This is a genomic window from Saccharothrix sp. 6-C, assembly GCF_016695385.1.
Taxonomy (GTDB): Bacteria; Actinomycetota; Actinomycetes; order Mycobacteriales; family Pseudonocardiaceae; genus Actinosynnema; species Actinosynnema texasense.
In genome coordinates this window covers 7326278-7347743 of record NZ_CP064192.1, presented here as the reverse complement: position 1 = coordinate 7347743, position 21466 = coordinate 7326278, and the positions used below count along the sequence as shown (strand labels likewise).

General features: G+C 72.0%; 18 protein-coding genes. 12 read left to right on the top strand and 6 right to left on the bottom strand.

Going from position 1 to position 21466, the window contains the following annotated elements:
• Window positions 1–130: 130 nt before the first annotated feature.
• Genes IOD16_RS31440 through IOD16_RS31420 form a run of 5 tightly spaced genes read left to right on the top strand, consistent with a single transcriptional unit; the run spans window position 131 to window position 7605 of the window.
• Window positions 131–1819, top strand: coding sequence for an ABC transporter substrate-binding protein (locus IOD16_RS31440; protein WP_123745672.1), 1689 nt, complete (start codon window positions 131–133; stop codon window positions 1817–1819).
• A gap of 28 nt (window positions 1820–1847) precedes the next feature.
• Window positions 1848–2837, top strand: a complete 990-nt coding sequence (locus tag IOD16_RS31435) for an ABC transporter permease (protein ID WP_123745673.1) — start codon at window positions 1848–1850, stop codon at window positions 2835–2837.
• An 18-nt stretch (window positions 2838–2855) separates the two neighbouring features.
• On the top strand, window positions 2856–4682 hold the full coding sequence (locus tag IOD16_RS31430; protein ID WP_236594493.1) for a dipeptide/oligopeptide/nickel ABC transporter permease/ATP-binding protein: 1827 nt from the start codon (window positions 2856–2858) through the stop codon (window positions 4680–4682).
• Complete coding sequence (locus tag IOD16_RS31425; RefSeq protein ID WP_201437389.1) at window positions 4679–5542, top strand: ABC transporter ATP-binding protein; 864 nt, start codon at window positions 4679–4681, stop codon at window positions 5540–5542. The genes IOD16_RS31430 and IOD16_RS31425 overlap by 4 nt, the downstream gene beginning before the upstream one ends.
• Complete coding sequence (locus IOD16_RS31420; RefSeq protein ID WP_201437388.1) at window positions 5539–7605, top strand: alpha-galactosidase; 2067 nt, start codon at window positions 5539–5541, stop codon at window positions 7603–7605. Before IOD16_RS31425 ends, IOD16_RS31420 begins: the two co-directional genes overlap by 4 nt.
• Before the next feature lie 11 nt (window positions 7606–7616).
• On the opposite strand, the gene IOD16_RS31415 is transcribed toward IOD16_RS31420, so the two are convergent.
• From IOD16_RS31415 to IOD16_RS31390, 6 genes are all read right to left on the bottom strand, one after another.
• On the bottom strand, window positions 7617–8150 hold the full coding sequence (locus IOD16_RS31415; protein WP_201437386.1) for a DUF3558 domain-containing protein: 534 nt from the start codon (window positions 8148–8150) through the stop codon (window positions 7617–7619).
• Between the two features lie 76 nt (window positions 8151–8226).
• On the bottom strand, window positions 8227–9771 hold the full coding sequence (locus tag IOD16_RS31410) for a hypothetical protein (protein WP_201437384.1): 1545 nt from the start codon (window positions 9769–9771) through the stop codon (window positions 8227–8229).
• Window positions 9772–9791: 20 nt separating this feature from the next.
• Window positions 9792–10346 (bottom strand): DUF3558 family protein, encoded by a 555-nt coding sequence (locus IOD16_RS31405; protein WP_201437382.1) that lies wholly within the window; start codon window positions 10344–10346, stop codon window positions 9792–9794.
• A 16-nt stretch (window positions 10347–10362) separates the two neighbouring features.
• Window positions 10363–10764 carry a hypothetical protein gene (locus IOD16_RS31400; protein ID WP_201437380.1) on the bottom strand — a complete coding sequence of 134 codons (402 nt, stop codon included), beginning with the start codon at window positions 10762–10764 and terminating at the stop codon, window positions 10363–10365.
• 97 nt (window positions 10765–10861) lie between these two features.
• Entirely contained in the window at window positions 10862–11614 is a 753-nt protein-coding gene (locus IOD16_RS31395) for an ESX secretion-associated protein EspG (RefSeq protein WP_201437378.1), read from the bottom strand.
• Window positions 11615–11752: 138 nt separating this feature from the next.
• Window positions 11753–13873 carry an alpha-galactosidase gene (locus tag IOD16_RS31390; RefSeq protein WP_201437377.1) on the bottom strand — a complete coding sequence of 707 codons (2121 nt, stop codon included), beginning with the start codon at window positions 13871–13873 and terminating at the stop codon, window positions 11753–11755.
• Window positions 13874–13994: 121 nt separating this feature from the next.
• Here IOD16_RS31390 and IOD16_RS31385 point away from each other — a divergent pair, with 121 nt between their 5' ends.
• From IOD16_RS31385 to IOD16_RS31355, 7 genes are all read left to right on the top strand, one after another.
• Window positions 13995–16439, top strand: coding sequence for a glycoside hydrolase family 2 protein (locus tag IOD16_RS31385; protein WP_201437375.1), 2445 nt, complete (start codon window positions 13995–13997; stop codon window positions 16437–16439).
• A complete protein-coding gene (locus IOD16_RS31380; protein ID WP_123748348.1) occupies window positions 16436–17269 on the top strand; it encodes a LacI family DNA-binding transcriptional regulator in 834 nt (277 codons plus the stop codon). The genes IOD16_RS31385 and IOD16_RS31380 overlap by 4 nt, the downstream gene beginning before the upstream one ends.
• A gap of 10 nt (window positions 17270–17279) precedes the next feature.
• Window positions 17280–18260 (top strand): L-glyceraldehyde 3-phosphate reductase, encoded by a 981-nt coding sequence (mgrA, locus tag IOD16_RS31375; protein ID WP_123745684.1) that lies wholly within the window; start codon window positions 17280–17282, stop codon window positions 18258–18260.
• A gap of 85 nt (window positions 18261–18345) precedes the next feature.
• On the top strand, window positions 18346–19302 hold the full coding sequence (locus IOD16_RS31370) for an ROK family protein (protein ID WP_123745685.1): 957 nt from the start codon (window positions 18346–18348) through the stop codon (window positions 19300–19302).
• 10 nt (window positions 19303–19312) lie between these two features.
• Window positions 19313–20410 carry a mannose-6-phosphate isomerase, class I gene (gene manA, locus IOD16_RS31365; protein ID WP_201437373.1) on the top strand — a complete coding sequence of 366 codons (1098 nt, stop codon included), beginning with the start codon at window positions 19313–19315 and terminating at the stop codon, window positions 20408–20410.
• A 207-nt stretch (window positions 20411–20617) separates the two neighbouring features.
• A complete protein-coding gene (locus IOD16_RS31360; protein WP_201437371.1) occupies window positions 20618–20830 on the top strand; it encodes a hypothetical protein in 213 nt (70 codons plus the stop codon).
• A complete protein-coding gene (locus IOD16_RS31355; protein ID WP_201437369.1) occupies window positions 20831–21466 on the top strand; it encodes a hypothetical protein in 636 nt (211 codons plus the stop codon).

The window sequence follows — 21466 nt, the reverse complement described above, 5'->3', positions numbered from 1 at the left end:
GTTCGTTGGACGAAGAGTAGCAACTTGACCGGCAGATGACGCGGAGGTGTTGACTTCGTTTCTTCGATGACTTAACAATCTGCCTCAACGCGGGACCGCGGCCGGTCTCGGGCCACGAGAGGAATCGACGATGTCCCTGAAGGCAAGGCGCTTCTCACGGGCGCGCATGGCGGCGGCCGGACTGGCCGCGGTCGCCCTGCTGGCGACCGCGTGTGGTGGATCGAGCGCGGGCGGTGACGCGAACAAGGACACGCTGATCGTGTACACCGGCCAGTCCGGCGACTGGCAGCTGAACTTCAACCCGTTCTCGCCGACCACGTTGGAAGGGCCCGGCACGATCTTCGAGCCGCTGTTCTTCTTCAACAACATCCGCGACGTGGAGCCCAGGCCCCGACTGGGCAAGAGCTTCGAGTGGAACGCCGACGGCACCCAGCTCGACGTCGAGCTGCGCGACGACGCCAAGTGGACCGACGGCCAGAAGTTCACCGCCAAGGACGTCGTCTTCACCCTCGACCTGATCACCAAGAACGCGGCCATGAACGGCACGGGTTACAAGGGTGTCGCGACCGCCGTGGACGACACCCACGTGTCGATCAAGTTCGCCGAGCCGTCCTACCTGGAGGGCCCGCAGGTCCTCGGCCGGATCTGGATGGTGCCCGAGCACAAGTGGAAGGACATCGCCACGCCGGCCACCGACGTGGTCAAGGAGCCGGTCGGCACCGGTCCGTTCATGCTGGAGGAGTTCAAGAACCAGGCCTTCACGCTCAAGGCCAACGCGGACTACTACGCCGGCGCGCCGGCGCTCAAGAAGGTCCGCTACCTGGCGCTGTCGGGCAACCAGTCCGGTGAGGCCGCGCTGAAGCAGGGCCAGATCGACTGGCAGACCGGCCCGGTCCCGGACATCGCGAACGTCGAGAAGAACTACCCGGGCTACAAGGCCATCACCATCCCGATGAACCAGACAGCCCTGTTCACCTGCTCGAACGCGGCCCTCGGCTGCCAGGGCCCGCAGACCGACGTGGCCGTGCGCAAGGCGATCTACTACGCGATCAACCGCACGCAGATCAACGCGCTCGCCTTCGAGAACACCTCCAGCGACATCTCGCCCGGCTCCGCGCTGGTCGACCGGGACAAGGACCAGGTCTCGGGCAAGCTGAAGGAGAAGACCGCGCCGATGCAGCCGGACGAGGCCAAGGCCACGCAGCTGCTGGAGGCCGCCGGCTACACCAAGGGCGGCGACGGCGTCTACGCGAAGGACGGCAAGCCGCTGGCCATGACCCTCAAGGTCGTCGCCGGCTGGACCGACTACATCACCGCCGTCGACACCATGGCCCAGCAGCTGCAGAAGGTCGGCATCAAGGTGACCGCGCAGCAGGTGTCCTGGAACGAGTGGTCCGACGCGCGCGGCCGCGGCAACTTCGAGCTGCTGATCGACTCGACCTACCAGGGCCCGGCTCCCGACCCGTTCTACAACGCGTCCTACTTCTACAGCACGGCCACCACGGCCAAGGTCGGCGAGGCGGCGAACCCGAACTTCTCCCGGTTCTCCAACCCCGAGGTGGACGCGGCCCTCAACGCGCTCAAGGGCATCGACCCGGAGGACGACGCCGCCCGCCAGCCGTACTTCGACACCATCCAGACCAGGATCGAGGAGTCGATCCCGTACATCCCGGTGCTGACCGGCGGCACCACGAGCGAGTACAACGCCAAGAAGTTCACCGGTTGGCCCACCAAGGAGGACCTCTACGCGTTCCCGGCCGTCTGGTCGCGCCCGGACCACTCGGAGATCTTCCTCAAGCTCAAGCCGGCCGGCCAGTGACCGACTGAACGAGGCGATAGGCGGACCGATGAGGTACTACGCCCGAAAGTTCGCGTTCTACCTGGTCGCCCTCTGGGCGGCGCTGACGCTGAACTTCTTCATCCCGAGGCTCATGCCGGGCAACCCGGTGGACATCCTCATGGCGAAGCTCGCGCAACGCGGCGGAACCGTGGACCCGTCGGCCCGCAGGGCGTACGAGCTGCTGCTCGGCACGAACAGCGGCGAGTCGCTCCTCAGCCAGTACGTCTCGTACCTGGGCAACATGTTCCGCGGTGATCTCGGCATCTCGGTGAGCAGCTTCCCGACGCCGGTGTCCGAGATCATCGCGGGCGCCCTGCCCTGGACCCTGATGCTGGTCGGCATCGCGACGTTCCTGTCGTTCGTCCTCGGCATCGTCCTCGGCACGCTCGTCGGCTGGCGGCGCGGCACCTGGCTGGACAGCCTGGTGCCCGCCACCACCGTGCTGGCGGCCGTGCCGTACTTCTGGCTGGCCCTGATCCTGGTCGCGGTGCTGTCCTCGGCGTGGGGCTGGTTCCCGCTGCAGGGCGGCTACGACGTCATCCTCTCGCCGGGCTGGAACGCCGACTTCATCGGCTCGGCGATCTACTACGGCACGCTGCCCGCGTTGACCATCGTGATCTCCTCGGTCGGCGGCTGGCTGCTCGGCATGCGCAACATGATGGTGTCGGCCACCGCCGAGGACTACGTGCTCACGGCCAAGGCCAAGGGCCTGCGCGACTCCCGGATCATGATCAAGTACGCGGCCCGCAACGCGGTGCTGCCGTCCGTGGCCGGGTTCGCCATCTCCCTCGGGTTCGTGGTGGCCGGCTCCATCATCACCGAGCAGGTGTTCTCCTACCCGGGCATCGGGTCGAAGCTGCTGCAAGCGGTGCAGAACAACGACTACGCCCTCATGCAGGGCATCTTCCTGGTCATCACGGTCGCCGTGCTCGGCGCGAACCTCGTGGTCGACCTGCTCTACGCCGTCATCGACCCGCGCACCCGCGTCAGCGGCTGAGAAGGGGAAACGGACACCGTGACGAATCCCAGTGCTGTCACCGTCGAGGCTCCGCGCGGGCGGGCCGGGTGGCGGTCGATGCTGCCGCGCTGGTCGCCGAAACTGGGCGTCGGCCTGGTCCTGGTCGGGCTGATCGCGTTCATCGGCCTGGTCGGCCCCTTCCTGGTCGGCGACCCGAACACGATCCGCGACATCAGCCTCACCGGGCCGGGCGGCGAGTTCTGGCTCGGCACCACGCAGACCGGCCAGGACATCGTGGCGCAGCTCGCCCACGCCACCAGGGGCTCGCTGTACATCGGGTTGATGGTCGGCGTGATGGCGACCGCCCTGTCGGCGCTGTTCGGCATCGTCGGCGCCTACATCGGCGGGTACGTCGACGAGGGCTTCTCCTTGTTCTCCAACGTGATGCTGGTGATCCCCGGCCTGCCGCTGGTGATCGTCATCTCCGCGTTCGTGCCCGCCGACCAGCGCGGCTCGTGGACGATCGCGGTGGTGCTGGCGATCACCGGGTGGGCCGCGTCGGCACGGGTGCTGCGCGCCCAGACGCTGTCGCTGCGCAACCGGGACTACGTGGCCGCGGCCAAGGTCTCCGGCGAGAAGCCCTGGCGCGTCATCACCGTCGAGATCCTGCCGAACCTGCTGCCGCTGCTGGCCTCGCAGTTCGTGTTCTCGGTGATCTACGCGATCCTGAGCGAGGCGGGCCTGTCGTTCCTCGGCCTGGGCGCGTCCAACTCGTCCACGCTGGGCACGATGCTCTACTACGCCCAGAACGGCTTCGCGCTGCAACGGGACGCGTGGTGGTGGTTCGTGCCGCCGGGCCTGATCATCGCCCTGTTCGGCTGCGGCCTCGCGCTGATCAACTTCAGCATCGACGAGATCATCAACCCCAAGCTGCGCGACATCCCCCGCCGCACCGAGGCCGTAGCGGCCCGCACGCCCGAACCCGTGCCGCGCGCGGACGACGACGTGGTGCTGACCGTGACCGACCTGTCCGTCGTCTACCAGGTGGAGAACCCGGTGCACGCGGTCAAGGACGTGTCGATCACCCTGCGGCGCGGCGAGATCCTCGGTCTGGCCGGCGAGTCCGGCTGCGGCAAGACCACCCTGGCCTACGCGATCAACCGGCTGCACCGGCCACCCGCCGAGGTCACCACCGGCTCGGTCACGTTTCATGACCGGGAGGGCGGCGACGTCGACGTGCAGGCCCTCACGCCGGGCGAGCTGCGGGAGTTCCGCTGGTCGAAGCTGTCGATGGTGTTCCAGGGCGCGATGAACGCGCTCAACCCCGTCCTCACGGTCCGCGCGCAGCTCGACGACGTGCTCACCACGCACCGGCCCGAGATGACCAAGGCGCAGCGCAAGGCCAAGTGCGAGGAGGTGCTCAAGCTGGTCGGCGTCGACGTGCGTCGGCTCAGCTCGTTCCCGCACGAGCTGTCCGGCGGGATGCGGCAGCGCGTGATGATCGCCATGGCGCTGCTGCTCGACCCGCAGGTCATGATCATGGACGAGCCGACCACCGCGCTGGACGTCGTCGTGCAGCGCGGCATCCTGCGCGAGATCCTGCGGCTGCGCGACGAGATCGGCTTCGCCGTCCTGTTCATCACCCACGACCTGCCGCTGCTGCTCGAACTCGCCGACCGCATCGCGGTCATGAAGGAGGGCGAGGTCGTCGAGTACGCCACCGCGCAGGACATGTTCGAGCAGCCCGCGCACCCCTACACCCGCCAGCTGCTCGACTCGTTCCCCAGCCTGACCGGCGAGCGCGGCTCGTTCGTCCGCTCCGGCGAGCAGTTGACGCCGGTCGACCGGTCCGGCGAGACCACTTCGTCCGGAGGCGTCCGATGACCACGTTGGAAGCTCACGAGCTGGTCAAGGACTTCCACGTCCGGGTCGGCCTGCGGCGGGTGCGGCTGCGCGCGGTGGACAACGTGTCGTTCACCCTCACGCCCGGTCGCACGGTCGCGCTGGTCGGCGAGTCCGGCTCGGGCAAGTCGACCATCGCCCGGATGATCGCCCGGCTGGAGAAGCCGAGCGGCGGCGCCATCACGCTCACCGGCCCGGACGGCGCGAAGGTGCCCGAACGCGCGTACCGGGACAACGTGCAGATGGTGTTCCAGGACCCGTTCGCGTCGCTGAACCCGTTCCACACCATCGAGCACCACCTGGCGCGGCCGTTGAAGCTGCACGGCCGGCCGCACGGCTGGGACGAGGTCGTGCAGCTGCTGGAGCGCGTGTCCCTGCCCGGCCGCGACATCGCCGGGCGACGGCCGCACGAGCTGTCCGGCGGCCAGCGGCAGCGCGTCGCCATCGCGCGGGCGCTGGCGCCGGGCGCGAAGGTCGTGGTCGCCGACGAGCCGGTGTCGATGCTGGACGTCTCGATCCGGCTCGGCGTGCTCAACCTCATGGCGCGGTTGCAGCGCGAGGAGAACCTGGCCGTCCTCTACATCACCCACGACCTGGCCACCGCGCGGCACTTCTCCGACGACATCCTCGTGCTCTACAAGGGGCGCGTGGTCGAACGGGGACCGGCCGACGAGGTGATCCTCAACCCGCAGCACCCGTACACCAAGATCCTGGCCTCCGCCGCGCCGAACCCTGAGGCGCGCGGCCGTGCCGTCGAGATCGACCCGGCGGACGTGGAGCGGGCCGGCGCCGCGGCGGCGTACGACCACAACACCGGGGCGTGGGAGGAAGTCGCCACATGACGGTCACCTGGTCCACCGGCGCGATCAGGCTGCTGCTGACCCACGGGGACGACCGCCCGGTGAGCCTGCTCTCGCTGCGCCCCGACGGCCCGGTCGAGGGGATCGGGGTGCCGCTGGTCGAGGTCCAGGCCGTCGGGCACGGCCGGTTCCCCGGCAGCCACCGCTACGCCGACACGACGATCGGCGCCCGCCTGCGCTACCGCTCGCACACCGCGTCCGCGGACGAGCTGCGGGTCGTGCAGCACGACCCGGGGAGCGGGCTGGTGGTGACCTCGGTGTTCCAGGGCGTCGCCGGCGTGCCCGCCGTGCGGACCTGGACCGAGGTGGCGGTCGAGGGCGAGCCGGTCCACCTCCAGGCCGTGACGTCGCTGTCCACCGGGGCGTTCCTGGTGGACGCAGGCCGTTCGGTGGACGAGGTGGACCTCGTGCACGCCGACTCCGACTGGGTCGCCGAGTCGCGCTGGCACCGCACGCCGCTGCGCGAGGCCGGCCTGGTGGCGATGGACCCGACCGTGCACCACCACGCGTCGCGCAGCCGGTTCGCGCTGACGTCGCGCAGCTCGTGGTCCACGGGTGAGCACCTGCCGACCGGTGTGCTGGTGGCGCGGGACGACAGCTGGGCGCTCGCGTGGCAGATCGAGCACAACGGCGCGTGGCACTTCGAGGTGGGGGAGACCGTCGCCGGCGCGTACCTGGCGCTGCTGGGGCCCAGCGACGGCGAGCACCAGTGGGGTCGCGTGGTGTCGGCCGGGAACGGCTTCACCACCGTGCCCGTGTCGGTGGCGGTCGTCGCCGGCGGCGTGGACGAGGCGTTCGGCGCGTTGACGCGGCAGCGGCGGGCCACGTTGCGCAACCGGCGCGCCCCCGAGCTGCCGGTGGTCTTCAACGACTACATGAACACCCTGATGGGCGACCCCACCACGGAGAAGCTGCTGCCGCTGATCGACGCGGCGGCCGCGGTCGGCGCGGACTACTTCTGCGTCGACGCCGGGTGGTACGACGAAGACGGCGAGTGGTGGGACAGCGTCGGCGAGTGGCGGCCGTCGCGGACCCGGTTCCCCGGCGGGTTCGGCGAGGTCGCCGACCGCATCCGGGAGCGCGGCATGGTGCCCGGGATCTGGCTGGAGCCCGAGGTCGTCGGGGTGCGCTCGGCGCTGGCCCGGTCGTTGCCGGACGAGGCGTTCTTCCAGCGCCAGGGCGCGCGGGTGGGCGAGCACGGCCGGTTCCACCTGGACTTCCGGCACCCCGAGGCGGTCCGGCACGTGGACGAGGTGGTCGACCGGCTGGTCGGCGAGTTCGGCATCGGGTACTTCAAGCTGGATTACAACATCATGCCCGGCGCGGGCACCGACGTCGGCGGCCTGGCGCCGGGGGAGGGGCTGCTCGGGCACAACCGGGCGCACCTGGCGTGGCTCGACGCGCTGCTGGCCCGGCACCCGGGGCTGCTGCTGGAGAACTGCGCGTCCGGCGCGATGCGGATGGACTACGCGATGCTGTCGCGCCTGCACCTCCAGTCCACGTCGGACCAGCAGAACCCCCTGCTGTACCCGCCGATCGCCGCCGCCGCGCCGGCGTCGGTGCTGCCGGAGCAGGCCGGGAACTGGGCGTACGCGCAGCCGGGGATGACGCCGTCGGAGGCCGCGTTCACGCTGGCCACCGGCGTGCTGGGACGGCTGTACCTGGCCGGCCGGGTGGACCTGATGGACGAGGGGCGGCGGGCGCTGGTGCGCGAGGCGGTGTCCGTCCACAAGGGACTGCGACCGGAGGTCGCCACGTCGGTTCCGTTCTGGCCGCTCGGCCTGACCGACCGCACCGGCCCGTGGGTGGCGCAGGGGCTGCGCGCGGCGGCGAACAGCTACGTGACCGCGTGGCGGCTGCCCGACGCGCCACCGTCCGCGGACCTGCCCGTGCCGCACCTGCGGGGGCAGGACGTCACGGTGTCGCCGGTGTTCCCGGTGACGTCACCCGAGTGGGCCTTCGAGTGGGACGCGGCCCGAGGGGTGCTGCGAGCCACCCACGCGGGCGCCGGCCCGTCCGCCGTCGTCGTGCGGCTGGCGGCCTGAGCCGGCGGGCGTCAGGGCAGCCTCGGCTCGACCAGCTCGGCGACCCGCATCGCCGCCGGGCACGGGTCCTCGTCGGGGCTGCCCGCGCCCAGCACGACGTCGACCCGGGACGACTCGGTGACGCCGAGGAAGATGCCGCAGCTGCCGGTGGCGCCGACCGCCTGCTTGGCCTGGTGCCGGCCGACCACGAGGTCCTGCACCACGTTGCCGTTCGACTGGACCGCCGCCAGCCCGGACGTGGTCCTGACGCCGACCCCGAGCCGGCCGGCCGCCGGCGAGAAGTTGCAGACCCGCGCCGAGCCGAGCTGCTCGACCACCGGGTCGGCCCCCTGCGCGCCGGTGACCTGCTCGGCCTCGGCCTTGGTGAGCAGGGTGCACGGGTCGAGGCCGTCCAGCGGCCCGCCCCTGGACGGACCGACGGCGGGCGCGGTGGCGCCGGACGACGGTGTGGCGCCGGTGGGGGCGGACTGCTCGGCGGCGGGCCCGCCGCAGGCGACGGCCGCGAACAGGACCGCGAGCGCGGCCACCGTGGTGCGAGGGTTCACTTGGTCGTTCCCCGGTCGGTCAGGGCGGTGAGGGGCGTGCCGCCGGCGTTCCGGTCGGTCCTCGCCCCGGTGACGCTCACAACCGGCACCGACACGTCGTGCCGCCGACCGTAGCGCACCTTCTGGGAGCGCTACCAGACCGTGGTCCGGGGAATCGGCGCGACGCTGCGGTCAGTCCCGGTCGGACCAGTCGCCGATCACCGGCGGAGCCGTCGCCCCGCCGCCGCCGAACAGGGCTTCGGGGTCGGGTTCGAGCAGGTAGGACGGCGACTGGTGCTCGACGTCCTCCTCGCCCCGGCCGGCGGCCGGCGCGCCCGCCGCTCCACCGACCAAGCCCTGCCCCGCACCGCCGCGCCGCGCGCCTGCCTCCCCGTGCGCACCGCCCGGCGCTGCGCCCCTCACCGCCGATCCCGGCCCTCCCGGCAACCCCGACCCCGGCGCCGCGCCACCGGGAACGCGCCCCCCGACGCCCGCGCTGCCGGCGGACCCGCCGCCGCGCCCCACCCGTCCCGCACCCGACCCGCCCCCGGCGCGTCCCGCACCCGACCCGCCTCGTCCCGCGGCCGATCCACCCCCGGGAACGCCCGGCACGCCCACCGCCGCCGGACCTCCGGGACCGGGCCCGCCCGGCACACCGTCCCGGCCACCCGGGGTGACCGGGACCGAACCGTTGCCGCTGGTGGTGGTCGTCCCGCCGGTGGGCGCCCCGGTGCCGCCCCCCCGGCTCCGCGGAAGCGACAACCGTGCCGTCACCCACCCTCGGTGGCGGCGGCACGGCGGCGCGGTCGCCCGGCACCTGGCCGGGTGGCCGCGCCGGCGACGGCTCGCCGCGCGGCGGAGTGGGCGGCGCGGCCGGCGGCGGCGCGAACGACGGCTGGGCGGCGGCCGTCTGCGCCACCGTCCGGTCGTACACCTCCACCGCCCGTGCCGCCTGCCGGTGCTCTTCCTGCTGCTTGGCGAACTCCGCCCGGTCCGCCGCCGCCCGGGTGGCCAGCGCGACCGGGTCGGTGATGGTCATCAACCGCCGGTTCGCTGCCTCCACGTCGAACGGCTCGGCGGGAGGTGGCGGCACCGTCGCCCTCGCGGTGGACAACGCCCTCGACTGCTGCGCGAACAACGTGCCCGCCATCTGCGCCGCGACCGCCGTCTCACCGGCCTTGCGCGCCAGGTCGGCCATCGCGTGCCGCGCCCGGTCACCGGCCTCGCCCGTCCAGTCGGGCTCGCTGTCGGCGATCGCCTTCACGATGGCGTCGTTGAACTCGACCAGCTCGTTGCCCAGCGCGGTCCACAGGTCGCCGTGCTCGCCGACGCGCCCCGGGTCGCCGCCGACGTGCACGCCGTCGTGCAGTTCCCGGTGGGAGATGCCGAGGTAGTCCGCGCCCGGGTCCGGCGGCGCGGTCCGCGTCGTCACCTGACCCTTGAGCTGGGCGGCCTGCGCGTCGAGCAGGTCGTCCACCTGCCCCCGGCCGAGCAGGTGGGCCAGGTACCCGGCGAACGGCCCGAAGCGCTCGTACTCCCGCTCGACCCGCTCCCGCACCTCCTGGCCCGTGGCCACCTTGGCGCGGTGGTCGACGTCGTACTTGTCGTAGGCGGACGGTCTTCCCGGTGCTCCCTCGTTCATCGCTGTCCCTCCCCGGATGGCTACGGCAGCTTCGGCTCCACCACGTCGGCGAGCCGCTTCGCCGGTTCGCACTCCACCCCGCCGGTCTTCGGCTGCAGCGTGATGTCGACCCGGGACGACTCGGTCACCCCGAGGACGAAGAAGCAGGTGCCGCCCTGGCTGACCCACGACTTCACCCGGTGGCCGCCGATGGTCTGGTCGGTCACCGGCCCGGTGGCGTTCACCCCGGCCAGCCCCACGTTGGTGCGGACATCGACCACCAGCAGCCGCTTGTCCACCTCGTACTCGCAGCTCCGGGCGGTGCCCAGGTCGTTGCGCCGGGGTTCGCCGTCGAGCGCGCCCACGGCCCGCTCGACGTCTTCCTCGGTCACCAGCCCGCACGGGTCGGCGTCGTGCAGGGCGGCCGGAGCACCGGCCGACGTGGTGCCCGTCGTGGCCGAGGTGGTGCCCGTCGACGTCGACGGTTCAGTGCCCGCGCCCGCGTTCGGCGACGGTGTGCCCTCGATCGCGCCGCACGCCGTGACGGCGAAGAGCGCCGCCGCGGCCAGGCCGATCACGACTATCCGGGAGTCCACGGCAACGTCCTCGCGGTCAGGCGGAGAGGCTCGGTCCGCCGGCGTCGGTGACGCCGTGCGCGGCGCCCTGGTCGGTGGTGCGGTAGAGGTCCATCGCCTGCAGGACCTGGTCCCGCAGCAGCGCCAGGTCGGTCGTGAACTTCTGCAACGCGGGCACCAACCCCTCGTCGGGGTCCGAAGCGATGGTCGCCAGGAACGGCTTGTAGACCTGCGCGCCCGGCGTCGTGCCCAGAGGCGGCTCCTGGGACAGGCGGTCGGCGGTCATGATGTGCCGCTGCGACTGGGACACGATCCTGTCGATCGCCTCGACGAGCGCCGCGCCGCCCTTCGCGCTGACGACGAAGCCGGCCCCGACCGCGGCGCCGAAGTCGGAGATCGCGGTGCTCATGCCGCTGATCCCGGCGACGATCGCGTCCATGGTGATCACTCCTCCCAGTGATGCCCCACGTGGCGTGCTCCGGCAGGGATGATCTGTACCGCTTCCGGGCCGAATCCGCGCGTGTTCTCGGCGGAATTCACTCGGTGGGGCCAATGATTTGCCTGAGTCGGCGCTCCAGGTACCGGTGGTCCGCCGGTGTGCACGTGGCATTCGGCCGACCGTCCGAATCGATGCCCGGCAGAATGGCGTATCGCCCGACCTCGGTGTCGAGGTAGCTGAAAGCGCCCAGCTCGACTTCCAGCTCCCCCTTTCGCACGGCAGCGCTGAAGTGGCCCGCGCCGAGTCGGGGGCGCCGCATCATTTCCGCCGCCGCGGACCCGGCGGTGGCCGCCGGCCGCACGCCCGAGGTGAACCGGAACTGGGAGAAGTCCTCGTCGGGCGCTCCCGGCGGGGGTGCGGCCACCACGACCGGGGAACCGGGACCGGGGCGCAGTTGGGGCAGCAGGCCGACCAGCGCCCGCACGACGGTGTCCGAGGAGTGCCGGTGGAACGCGACGACCTCACCTCGTTGCACCGCAAGGACTCCGTCGCGCCCATCGGACGCCGCGCGGGCGACCAGCGGGGCGTCCCGGACCGTGCCGACCAGCGCGATGCCCACCGGCGCCTCGGCGAACAGCCTCAGCCGCTCGACCAGGTCGGGCGCGAACTCGGAGCCCCGGACCAGGTCCCGCGCCGACAGGTCCCGGTGCACCGACTCGATTAGCGCGACGCGTTCCTCGACGGTCGCGCCGCCGTGCCCCACGGCGAAGGGAAATCGGCGGACGTCGAGTTCCAGCGCGTCGCCCACCGCGTCCAATTCCGCGATCGAGCAAACGACGTGTCCACTCACGACCGGCCTCCCCCTTTCGCCCCGCCGGTCCCATGCTGGCAGCGGTGATCGAGTGGGAGTCCGCAGAATTCGGACGCGAATGGGGACAAAAACGGAGTGCCGCACACCTCGGTGTGCGGCACTCGGGTGGAATCGCGGTCAGACGGCCGTCGCGCGCACCAGCACCAGGCGTTCCGGGTGGAGCACCGGGGCTTGCACGCCCGCCGTCGTCAGCACCCGGCCCGGCAGGGTCACGCCCTCCGGCCGCCACCACGGCAGGGGCACGCCCCAGTTGTGGGCGTTGCCGTCCGGCACGTCGCCGGGCGCGAGGGGGTGCACGTGGTACGTGCGGTCGGTCGAGAGGCCGGGCAGGCGCACGGCCCCCGGCGGGTACAGCTGGGACGTGGCCAGGGCGACGATCGCGAACACGGCGTCCGACCCGTCCTCCGCCACCACCCCGTGCACCTCGATCGCCGGGTCCGGGTGATCTCCGTGGACCGAGGTGCCCGAGTGGAGCAGGGGCCGCAGTTCCTTGTACAGCTCGACCCACGACCGCAGCCGCGCGAGATCGGCGTCGGACGCCGCCGTCAGGTCCCACTCGATGCCGAAGTGCCCGAACAGCGCCGTCCCGGCCCGGAAGTCGACGGGGTGCTGCCGGTGGGTCGTGTGCGACGTCCCCGCGCCCACGTGCGTGCCCATCAGCTCCAACGGGATCAGCGCGTTCGTCCACCGCTGCATCGACTGCCGCTCCAGCGCGTCGATGCAGTCCGACACCCACACCCGGTCGGTGCGCTCCAGGATCTCCAGGTCGACCCGCGCGCCACCGGACGAGCACGACTCGATCTCCACGTCGGGGTGGCGTCGCCGCAGCTCGTCCAGCAGCCGGTAGACGGCCAGCGTCTGGCCGTGCACCCCGGCCCGCCCGGTCGGCCGGTGCCCGGCGTCCACCAGGTCCCGGTTGTGGTCCCACTTCAGGTACGACACGGGGTACTCGGACAGCAGCGCGTCCAGCCGTCGCAGGATGTGCGCGGAGGCCTCGGGCCGGGCCAGGTCGAGCACCTGCTGGTGCCGCGCCGTGCGGGGCAGCCGGTCGCCCGCCGCCATCAGCCAGTCGGGGTGGGCCCGCGCCAGCTCCGAGTCCGGGTTGACCATCTCGGGTTCGACCCAGATGCCGAACTGCATCCCCAGCCCGGTCACGTGGTCGGTGAGCGGCCCGAGCCCGTCCGGCCACACCTCGTCCGACACGTACCAGTCGCCCAGGCCGCGCCGGTCGTCGCGCCGCGAGCCGAACCAGCCGTCGTCGAGCACGAACCGCTCGCCGCCGACCGACGCGGCGGCGTCCGCCAGCGCCTTGAGCCGGTCCAGGTCGTGGTCGAAGTAGACGGCCTCCCAGGTGTTCACCACGACCGGCCGGGGCGAGGAGGGGTGGGACGCGCGCGAGCGCAGGTGCCGGTGGAACCGGGCGGACACCTCGTCCAGCCCGTGCCCGTACGACGCGTACTGCCACGGCGACGTGTACGACTCGCCGGGGCCGAGCACGACCTCGCCGGACAGCAGCAGCTCGCCCGACCCGAGCAGGGACACGGAGTGGTAGGTCTTCTCGGCGAACGTCCGGTGGTTGCCCGACCAGGCCGTGTGCACGGCCCAGATCTCGCCCGTGCGGTTGCCGAACCCCGCCGTGCCCGCCGCGAGCAGGTACGCCGAGTCGTAGCCGGTCCGACCGGTCCGGTTCTCCCGCACGTGCAGACCGTGGTTCCACGCCGTGCGCTGCGGGCTGCGCTCCCGCGTCCAGCGCCCGGTGAAGTCCAGGATCTCGACCGCCTGCGGCGGCGCGGGCAGGGTCAGGTTCACCGCGTCGACGGTGAAGTCCGACGACCCGGTGTTGGTCAGCACGGCCCGCTGCCGCACCAGCCCGGCCGGCGTCAGCTCGACGTGCAGGGCCAGCCCGAGCCCGGCGGCCTCGTCCACCGCCTCGACCGCGGGACCGTCCACCGACACCACGCGGAACGCGGTCGAGAAGTCCCGCCCACCCCGGTTGCCGACGATTCCGGGGGTGCCGAGCCAGCCCGCCGACTGCTCGGGCAGCACGGCCACGTCCACCGGGCCGTCGACCGAGTAGCCGATGGGGTGCGGGCTCTGCGCGAGCAGGGTCGCGGCCAGTTCGGAGGTGGAGAGTTCACCCAGGTCGGCGCCCCAGTAGCGGACCCGGGGGAGGGTGCTCCCGGAGAAGTCGAGCACCAGGCTCACACCCGCGGCCCGCAGGTGCGTCACGTCTGCCACTTGTGGTCTTCCTCTCTGGTGGTGAAGCTCGTTGACTTACTTTAGTTGCTGGCGTAAGAATCGCCATACCTTGAACGTCACACGGCAGAAACCCACCGCCGCCGCCGGGAAAAGAGGAACGATGATTCGCACGACCTTGCACGACGGGTGGCGCCTGAGCGCGGTGGGCGGGCCGATCCCGGCGGTCGTCGCCGATCGCGAAGTGCCCGCCGTCGTGCCCGGCAGCACGCACCTCGACCTCCTCGCGGCGGACCTGATCCCCGAGCCGTACCTGGACACCAACGAGGCCGAGCTGGCCTGGATGCACCGCGCCGAGTGGCGTTACGCCCTGACCTTCGAGGCCGAGGCGGCGAAGCCGGGCGAGAAGGTGGAGCTGGCCTTCGACGGCCTCGACACCGTCACCACGGTCGAGCTCAACGGCCGGGTCCTCGGCCACACGGCCAACATGTTCCGCTCCTACCGCTTCGACGTGCGCGAGCACCTCGAGGACGGCGCGAACGACCTCGTCGTCACCTTCCACTCCGCTCTGGCCCACGCCGAGCGGCAGGAGGAGGCGCTGGGCCGGCGCGACCGCGCCTACCCGCACCCGATGAACGCCGTGCGCAAGATGGCCTGCTCGTTCGGCTGGGACTGGGGCCCTGACCTGCAGACCGCCGGCATCTGGAAGCCGGTGCGGCTGGAGCGCTGGACCGAGGCGCGCCTCGCGCAGGTCCGCCCGCTCGTCACGGTGGACGCCGACGGCACGGGCCGGGTCGAGGTGCACGTCGAGGTCGACCGCGCCCAGGACGCCGACCTGACGGCGGTGGCGACCGTGGCCGGCGTCGAGCAGCACGTCCGGGTCGAGGGCGACTCCGCCGTGGTGACCGTCGAGGTGCCGGACGTCGACCTGTGGTGGCCCGTGGGCTACGGCGACCACCCCCTCTACGACCTGCACGTCATCCTCCGGTCCGCCGGCGAGGACGTCGACCGGGCCGATCGTCGCATCGGTTTCCGCACCATCACCGTCGACACGACGCCCGACGAGGTCGGGACGCCGTTCACGTTCGTCGTCAACGGCGAGCCGGTGTTCGCCAAGGGCGCCAACTGGATCCCGGACGACCACTTCCTCACCCGCGTCACCCGCGACCGCCTGGCCCGCCGGGTCGACCAGGCCGTCGACGCCAACATGAACATGCTGCGCATCTGGGGCGGCGGCATCTACGAGACCGAGGACTTCTACGACGTCTGCGACGAGCGCGGCGTGCTGGTCTGGCAGGACTTCCTGTTCGCCTGCGCCGCCTACGCCGAGGAGTCGCCGCTGTGGGAGGAGGTCGAGGCCGAGGCCCGCGAGAACGTCGCCCGGCTGACCTCGCACGCGTCCCTAGCGCTGTGGAACGGCAACAACGAGAACCTGTGGGGCTTCGCCGACTGGGGCTGGGCGGAGCAGCTGGAGGGCCGCACCTGGGGCCTCGGCTTCTACACCCGGCTGCTGCCGGGGATCGTCGCCGAGCTCGACCCGACCCGCCACTACTCGCCGGGCAGCCCGTACAGCCCGGGCGAGCTGCACCCGAACGAGGACACCCACGGCACCCGCCACGAGTGGGAGGTCTGGAACCGGGTCGACTACACCCACTACCGCGACCACACGCCGCGCTTCTGCTCGGAGTTCGGCTTCCAGGGCCCGCCGACCTGGGCGACGCTCACCAAGTGGGTGCACGACGAGCCGATGACCCCGACCTCGCCCGCGTTCCTGCTGCACCAGAAGGCCGAGGACGGCAACGGCAAGCTCGACCGTGGCCTCGCGCCGCACCTGCCCGCGCCCGCGGAGTTCCCGGACTGGCACTGGGCGACCCAGCTCAACCAGGCGCGCGCGGTCGCGTTCGGCGTCGAGCACTTCCGCTCGCACTGGCCGCGCACGGCCGGCGCGCTGGTGTGGCAGCTCAACGACTGCTGGCCGGTCACGTCGTGGGCCGCGGTCGACGGCGACGAGCGGCTCAAGCCGCTGTACTACGCCCTCAAGCACGCCTTCGCGCCACGCCTGCTCACCGTCCAGCCGCGTGACGGCGTGGACGCGCTCATCGCGGTCAACGACACCGGCGAGGCCTGGACCGGCGACCTCGCGCTGGAGCGCCGGACGTTCACGGGCGAGGTGCTCGCGGCGGTTAAACTCCCGCTCGACGTGCCGGCGAGGTCGGTGGCGCGGATCGACCTGGCGGCCGAACTGGTCACGCCGGGCGACCCGAAGGGGGAGGTGCTGGTGGTGAGCACGGCCGACGCGCGCACCGCGCACCTGTTCCGGGAGGACCTGGAGCTGGCCTACGACCCCGCCCCGCTCACCGCCGAGGTGCGGCGGGTGGAGGGCGGCTACCGGGTGGACGTCACCGCGTCCTCCCTCGCCCGCGACGTCGCCGTGCTGGCCGACCGGGTCGCCGAGGACGCCGTCGTGGACGACACCCTGGTCACGCTGCCCGCCGGCGGGACGTACTCGTTCCTGGTCCGCACGGAGGCCGAGCTGGCCGACCCGTCCGCGCTGGCCGGTCCGGCGGTGCTGCGCTCGGCCAACGACCTGTGCGCGGTGCGGACGTGACCGGCGGCTCGACCGGCGCCGTGGGCCTCGTCCTGGCCCGCCCCGCGCGCCTGTTGGGCGCGGAACCGTTCTTCATGGAGTTCATCGCGGGCATCGAGGAGCGGCTCGCCGAGCGCGACCGGTCGGTGCTGCTGCACATCGTGGGCGCCGAGGACGCCGAGATCGCCGCCTACCGCAGGTGGTCGGCGGGCGGTCTGGTGGACGCGGTCGTGGTCGTCAACCGCACGGTGGACGACCACCGGCCGGCGGTGCTGCGGGAGATGGGCCTGCCCGCGCTGTACGTGGGCGAGCCGGACGAGCTGGCCGTGCCCGCGGTGCGCACCGACGACGCCGGACCCGTGCGGGAGGCGTTGGCCTACCTGCTCGACCTCGGGCACCGGCGCATCGCCCGGGTCAGCGGCCCGGACGCGCTGCTGCACACCAGGGCGCGGACCGCCGCGCTGCTCGAGGGCTGCGCGGAGGCGGGCATCGAGCCCGTCGTGCTGGAGGGCGACTACTCCGAGGAGTCCGGGGCGAAGCTCACCACGGCGCTGCTCAACGCGCCCGAGCCGCCCACCGCGATCCTCTACGACAACGACGTGATGGCCGTCGCGGGCCTCAACGTCGCCAAGGAGCTCGGCGTCGCCGTGCCCGACCGGCTCAGCCTGGTCGCGTGGGACGACTCGTCGCTGTGCCGGCTCGCCTCACCCGCGCTGACCACGATGAGCGTGGACGTGCACCAGTTCGGCGTCACCGTCGCCGAGTCCGTGCTGGAGCTGATCGACGGCGTCGAGGTCGCCGAGCGCTGGTCGCCCAAGCCCACGCTCATCGCGCGGGAGAGCACCCGATAAGAGGATCCACATGACCCACCACGCCGCCGAGTCGCGGTACGACGCCATGCCCTACCGCCGGTCCGGCCGCAGCGGGCTCAAGCTGCCCGCCGTGTCGCTGGGCCTGTGGCACAACTTCGGCCACGACAAGGCCCTCGACGGTCAGCGGGCCATCCTGCGCCGGGCGTTCGACCTCGGTGTGACGCACTTCGACCTGGCCAACAACTACGGGCCGCCGCCCGGCAGCGCCGAGGAGAACTTCGGTCGGTTGTTCGCCCAGGACTTCCGGCCGTACCGGGACGAGATCCTGGTGTCCACCAAGGCCGGCTACCACATGTTCGACGGCCCGTACGGCGAGTGGGGCTCCCGCAAGTACCTCGTCGGCTCGCTGGACCGGTCGCTGGCCCGGCTCGGCCTCGACCACGTCGACGTCTTCTACCACCACCGCCCGGACCCGGACACGCCCATCGAGGAGACGATGGGCGCGCTGGACCACGTCGTCCGGTCGGGCAAGGCGCTCTACGTCGGCATCTCGAACTACTCCGCCGAGCAGACCCGGGAAGCCGCCCGGGTGCTGCGCGAGCTGGGCACGCCGCTGCTGATCCACCAGCCCTCGTACTCGATGTTCAACCGGTGGGTCGAGGACGGCCTGCTGGACGTGCTGGCGGAGGTCGGCGCGGGCAGCATCGCGTTCTCGCCGCTGGCGCAGGGCGTGCTGACCGACCGCTACCTCGACGGCGTGCCGGAGGGCTCGCGGGCCGCGGGCGCCTCGCCGTTCCTGTCGGCGTCCAACCTGGACGATGCGACGTTGGCGAAGGTGCGCGCGCTGGACGACGTCGCGAAGCGGCGCGGGCAGACGTTGGCGCAGCTGGCCATCGCCTGGGTGCTGCGCAACGTGACGTCGGCGCTGATCGGGGCCTCCAGCGTGAAGCAGCTGGAGGACAACGTGGCCGCGACGGCGAACCTGGCGTTCGAGGCCGACGAGCTGGCCGAGATCGAACGGCACCTGTGACGTCCCGAGCGGCGTGAGGTGAACCGCTTCAGCCCTGCTGGCACCACCTCTTGACGAAACTTTGCTTAACCGCTTAACTAAGTCCATGGGGCAAGCACTCGAGCCGGTCGCGGTCGCCATCGACATCGGCGGCACGAAGCTCGCCGCGGCGTTGGTCGAGTCCGACGGCACCGTCCTGGCCCGCCGCACCGCGGCGACGCCCACCGGTGACGCGGAGACGGTCTGGGGCGGCCTCGCGGGAGTGCTCGACGAGCTCCTGCGGGCCGCCGCCGGCCGCACCGTGCTCGGCGCGGGCATCGCCTCGGCCGCGCCGATGGACCTGCGCACCGGCACGATCAGCCCGGTCAACATCCCCGGCTGGCGCGACTTCCCGATCACCGCCCGCGTCGGCGAGCTGCTGCCCGGCCTGCCGGTCCGGCTCGGCGGCGACGCGTTGTGCATGGCGCTGGCCGAGTACCACCACGGCAACGGGCGTGGCAGCGAGTGCCTGCTCGGCATGGTCGTGTCCACCGGCATCGGCGGCGGGTTCGTCTTCGCCGGCCGGCCGCACTTCGGCGCCACCGGCAACGCGGGCCACGTCGGGCACTTCGTCGTCGACCCGACCGGCCCGCTGTGCGGCTGCGGCGCCCACGGCTGCTCCGAGGCCTTCGCCAGCGGCCCGTCGATGGTGCGCTGGGCGTCGGAGCAGGGCTGGCAGCCGCTCGGCGGCACGGCGGACGGCGTGGCGCTCGCCGCGTCGGCCCGCGCGGGCGACCCGACCGCGCGGGCGGCGTTCCGGCGTTCCGGCGCGGCGGTCGCCCAGGTCATCACGGTCGCCTCGGCGTTGTGCGAGGTCGACCGCGTGGTCATCGGCGGTGGCGTGGCGCAGGCCTGGGACCTGCTCGAACCCGCCATCACCCAGCCGCTCGCGGACTACGCGGGGCTGGAGTTCATGCGCCGGGTCGACGTGTGCCCGGCGACGTTGGGCGTCGACTCGGGACTGATCGGGGCCGCGGCGCTGCTCGCGGACGACCGCGTCCCGTCCGTGCCCGTGGGGATCTGAGGGACGCGCCGTGCGCAAGTTGGACACCATCGTCCGGGAGTACCACTGGGGTTCGCGGACCGCGCTGGCCGAGCTGCGCGGCGAGCCGTCGCCCAGCGCCGCGCCGCAGGCCGAGCTGTGGGTCGGGGCGCACCCCGACGACCCGTCCCGGCTGGCCGGCTGCGACGTGCCGCTGGACGCCTACCTGGCCGCCGACCCGGTCGGCCTGCTCGGGCCGGACAGCCTGGCCGCCTTCGGCCCGCGCCTGCCGTTCCTGCTCAAGGTGCTGGCCGTGGCCGCGCCGCTGTCGCTGCAGGTGCACCCGGACCGCGCGCAGGCCGCGGTCGGGTTCGCCGAGCGCGGTTACCGCGACGACCGGCCCAAGCCGGAGGTCCTGGTCGCGCTGACCGACTTCGAGACCCTGTCCGGCTTCCGCCCGGCCGCCGAGACGGCGGCGTTGCTGGACGAGCTGAACCTGCCGTCGTTGGCCCCGATGCGGGACGCGCTCGCGGCCGGCGACCCGTGGGGCGCGCTGCGCTGGGCGTTGTGCACCGCCGACGCGGGCTTGGTCGCCGAGGTGGCGTCGGCGGCGGCCCGCGTGCCCGCGCTGGCGCACATCGCGGACCTGGCCGAGGTCTACCCGGCGGACGCGGGCGTGGTGGCGGCGTTGCTGCTCAACGCGGTGAGGTTGCGGCCGGGGCAGGCGGTCCACGTCGGCGCGGGCGTGCTGCACGCGCACCTGCGCGGCACGGGCGTGGAGCTGATGGCGAACTCCGACAACGTCCTCCGCGCGGGCCTGACCACCAAGCCGGTGGACGTGCCGGCCGTGCTGTCGCTGGTCGACCGCGCGACCGGTCCCGCCGCCGTGCTCGACGGCGAGGTTGACGGTCCACTGAGGACCTACCGGACGCCGGAACCCGAGTTCCGCCTGCACGCCGTGCGGCCGGGCGCGGTGCTGGCCGGCGGTGGTCCGCAGCTCCTGCTGTGCACCAAGGGCTTGGTCGTCGTGCGCCGTGGTGGCGACGAGGTCGCGTTGCGCGGCGGTGAGTCGCTGTTCCTGCCCCACGGCGCCGACGCGGCCGAGGTCTCCGGCGCCGGTGAGGCGTTCTGGGCGACCACGAACCTCTGAGCCCACGCGCCAACCCCTCACACGATCGAGGGTCGGGTGACCCGCTTCCAGGTGGTCCGTGACGTTCGTGTCACGAATCCGGCCCCGCACCCAACTCGGCCAGGTGAAGTCATCTCACTGTCGAGGTCGACCCCTACCGATCATTCCTACGCCGTGATTTTCTGGCCATGACTTGTTCACCCACTCGCAATGGGAGAAGGACGAATCATGACCACCACCGTCAATTCCGGTGCGAATAAAATCGGCCCGTCCATCGTCGAGGACGAATTCCTGGCGGCGAACGCGTTCTTCGCGCACGAACTGTCCACGACCGGCCCCGCCGTCGGTGACGGCTCCGAGGAGAGCATCTACAACAGAGACGATTCGGCGGCCTCCGCGATCATCATGCCCGAGGCCGTGCCGCCGGAGATGGCGGCGTAGGTGGCCGAGGCCAAGAAGCGCCTGGTCCAGCTCACCAGCCTCGGCTCGACGAAGATGCGCAAGTGGATCACCCAGGGGTCCGATCCCGACCTCATCTTCAACATCGACGCGTGGAAGCAGATCTTCACCAAGTACCCGCTGATCGCGTATGACGAGGTGCTCGAGTCCCGCTTCCGGCACAGCGGCAGGGGCATCGAGGTGGCGCAGGGCGTGGCCTCGGCGCTGATGTCGCTGGCGGTGGGCCCGGGCGGCGCGATGGGGGCGTTCAAGGGGTTCCTGGAAAGCGTGCAGACCAGGATCAAGGCGGCTACCGAGAAGAAGGAGGCGCCGACCGCCCTGTTCATCCAATCAATCACGATCACGGTCCAGGGTGACACGGTGATACCTCGGTTGAACGGCTTTTTCATCAGCTACGCCGAGAGCAAGCGGATCATCGACATCCCCTGCGGCAGTTCCGAGAGCTTCGAGGTCGAAAGTTCCTACCAGCGCATCGGTGGCCTCTTGGACATCGACTCGCTGAACGAAACGGACATCCGGAAGAAGTGGGAGGACCTCATGAAGCAGGCGGCTCTCGACGACATCGAGAACTCGCAGGACTTCTTCGACGACGACGCGGGCTTCGTGCCGTCGAAGTAG

Bases quoted from the DNA above. Each gene is read 5' to 3' on its own strand.
- IOD16_RS31440 (WP_123745672.1), top strand. From the start codon at position 131: ATGTCCCTGAAGGCAAGGCGCTTCTCACGGGCGCGCATGGCGGCGGCC.
- IOD16_RS31435 (WP_123745673.1), top strand. From the start codon at position 1,848: ATGAGGTACTACGCCCGAAAGTTCGCGTTCTACCTGGTCGCCCTCTGG.
- IOD16_RS31425 (WP_201437389.1), top strand. From the start codon at position 4,679: ATGACCACGTTGGAAGCTCACGAGCTGGTCAAGGACTTCCACGTCCGG.
- IOD16_RS31420 (WP_201437388.1), top strand. From the start codon at position 5,539: ATGACGGTCACCTGGTCCACCGGCGCGATCAGGCTGCTGCTGACCCAC.
- IOD16_RS31410 (WP_201437384.1), bottom strand. From the start codon at position 9,771: ATGAACGAGGGAGCACCGGGAAGACCGTCCGCCTACGACAAGTACGAC.
- IOD16_RS31400 (WP_201437380.1), bottom strand. From the start codon at position 10,764: ATGGACGCGATCGTCGCCGGGATCAGCGGCATGAGCACCGCGATCTCC.
- IOD16_RS31385 (WP_201437375.1), top strand. From the start codon at position 13,995: ATGATTCGCACGACCTTGCACGACGGGTGGCGCCTGAGCGCGGTGGGC.
- mgrA (WP_123745684.1), top strand. From the start codon at position 17,280: ATGACCCACCACGCCGCCGAGTCGCGGTACGACGCCATGCCCTACCGC.
- IOD16_RS31370 (WP_123745685.1), top strand. From the start codon at position 18,346: ATGGGGCAAGCACTCGAGCCGGTCGCGGTCGCCATCGACATCGGCGGC.
- IOD16_RS31360 (WP_201437371.1), top strand. From the start codon at position 20,618: ATGACCACCACCGTCAATTCCGGTGCGAATAAAATCGGCCCGTCCATC.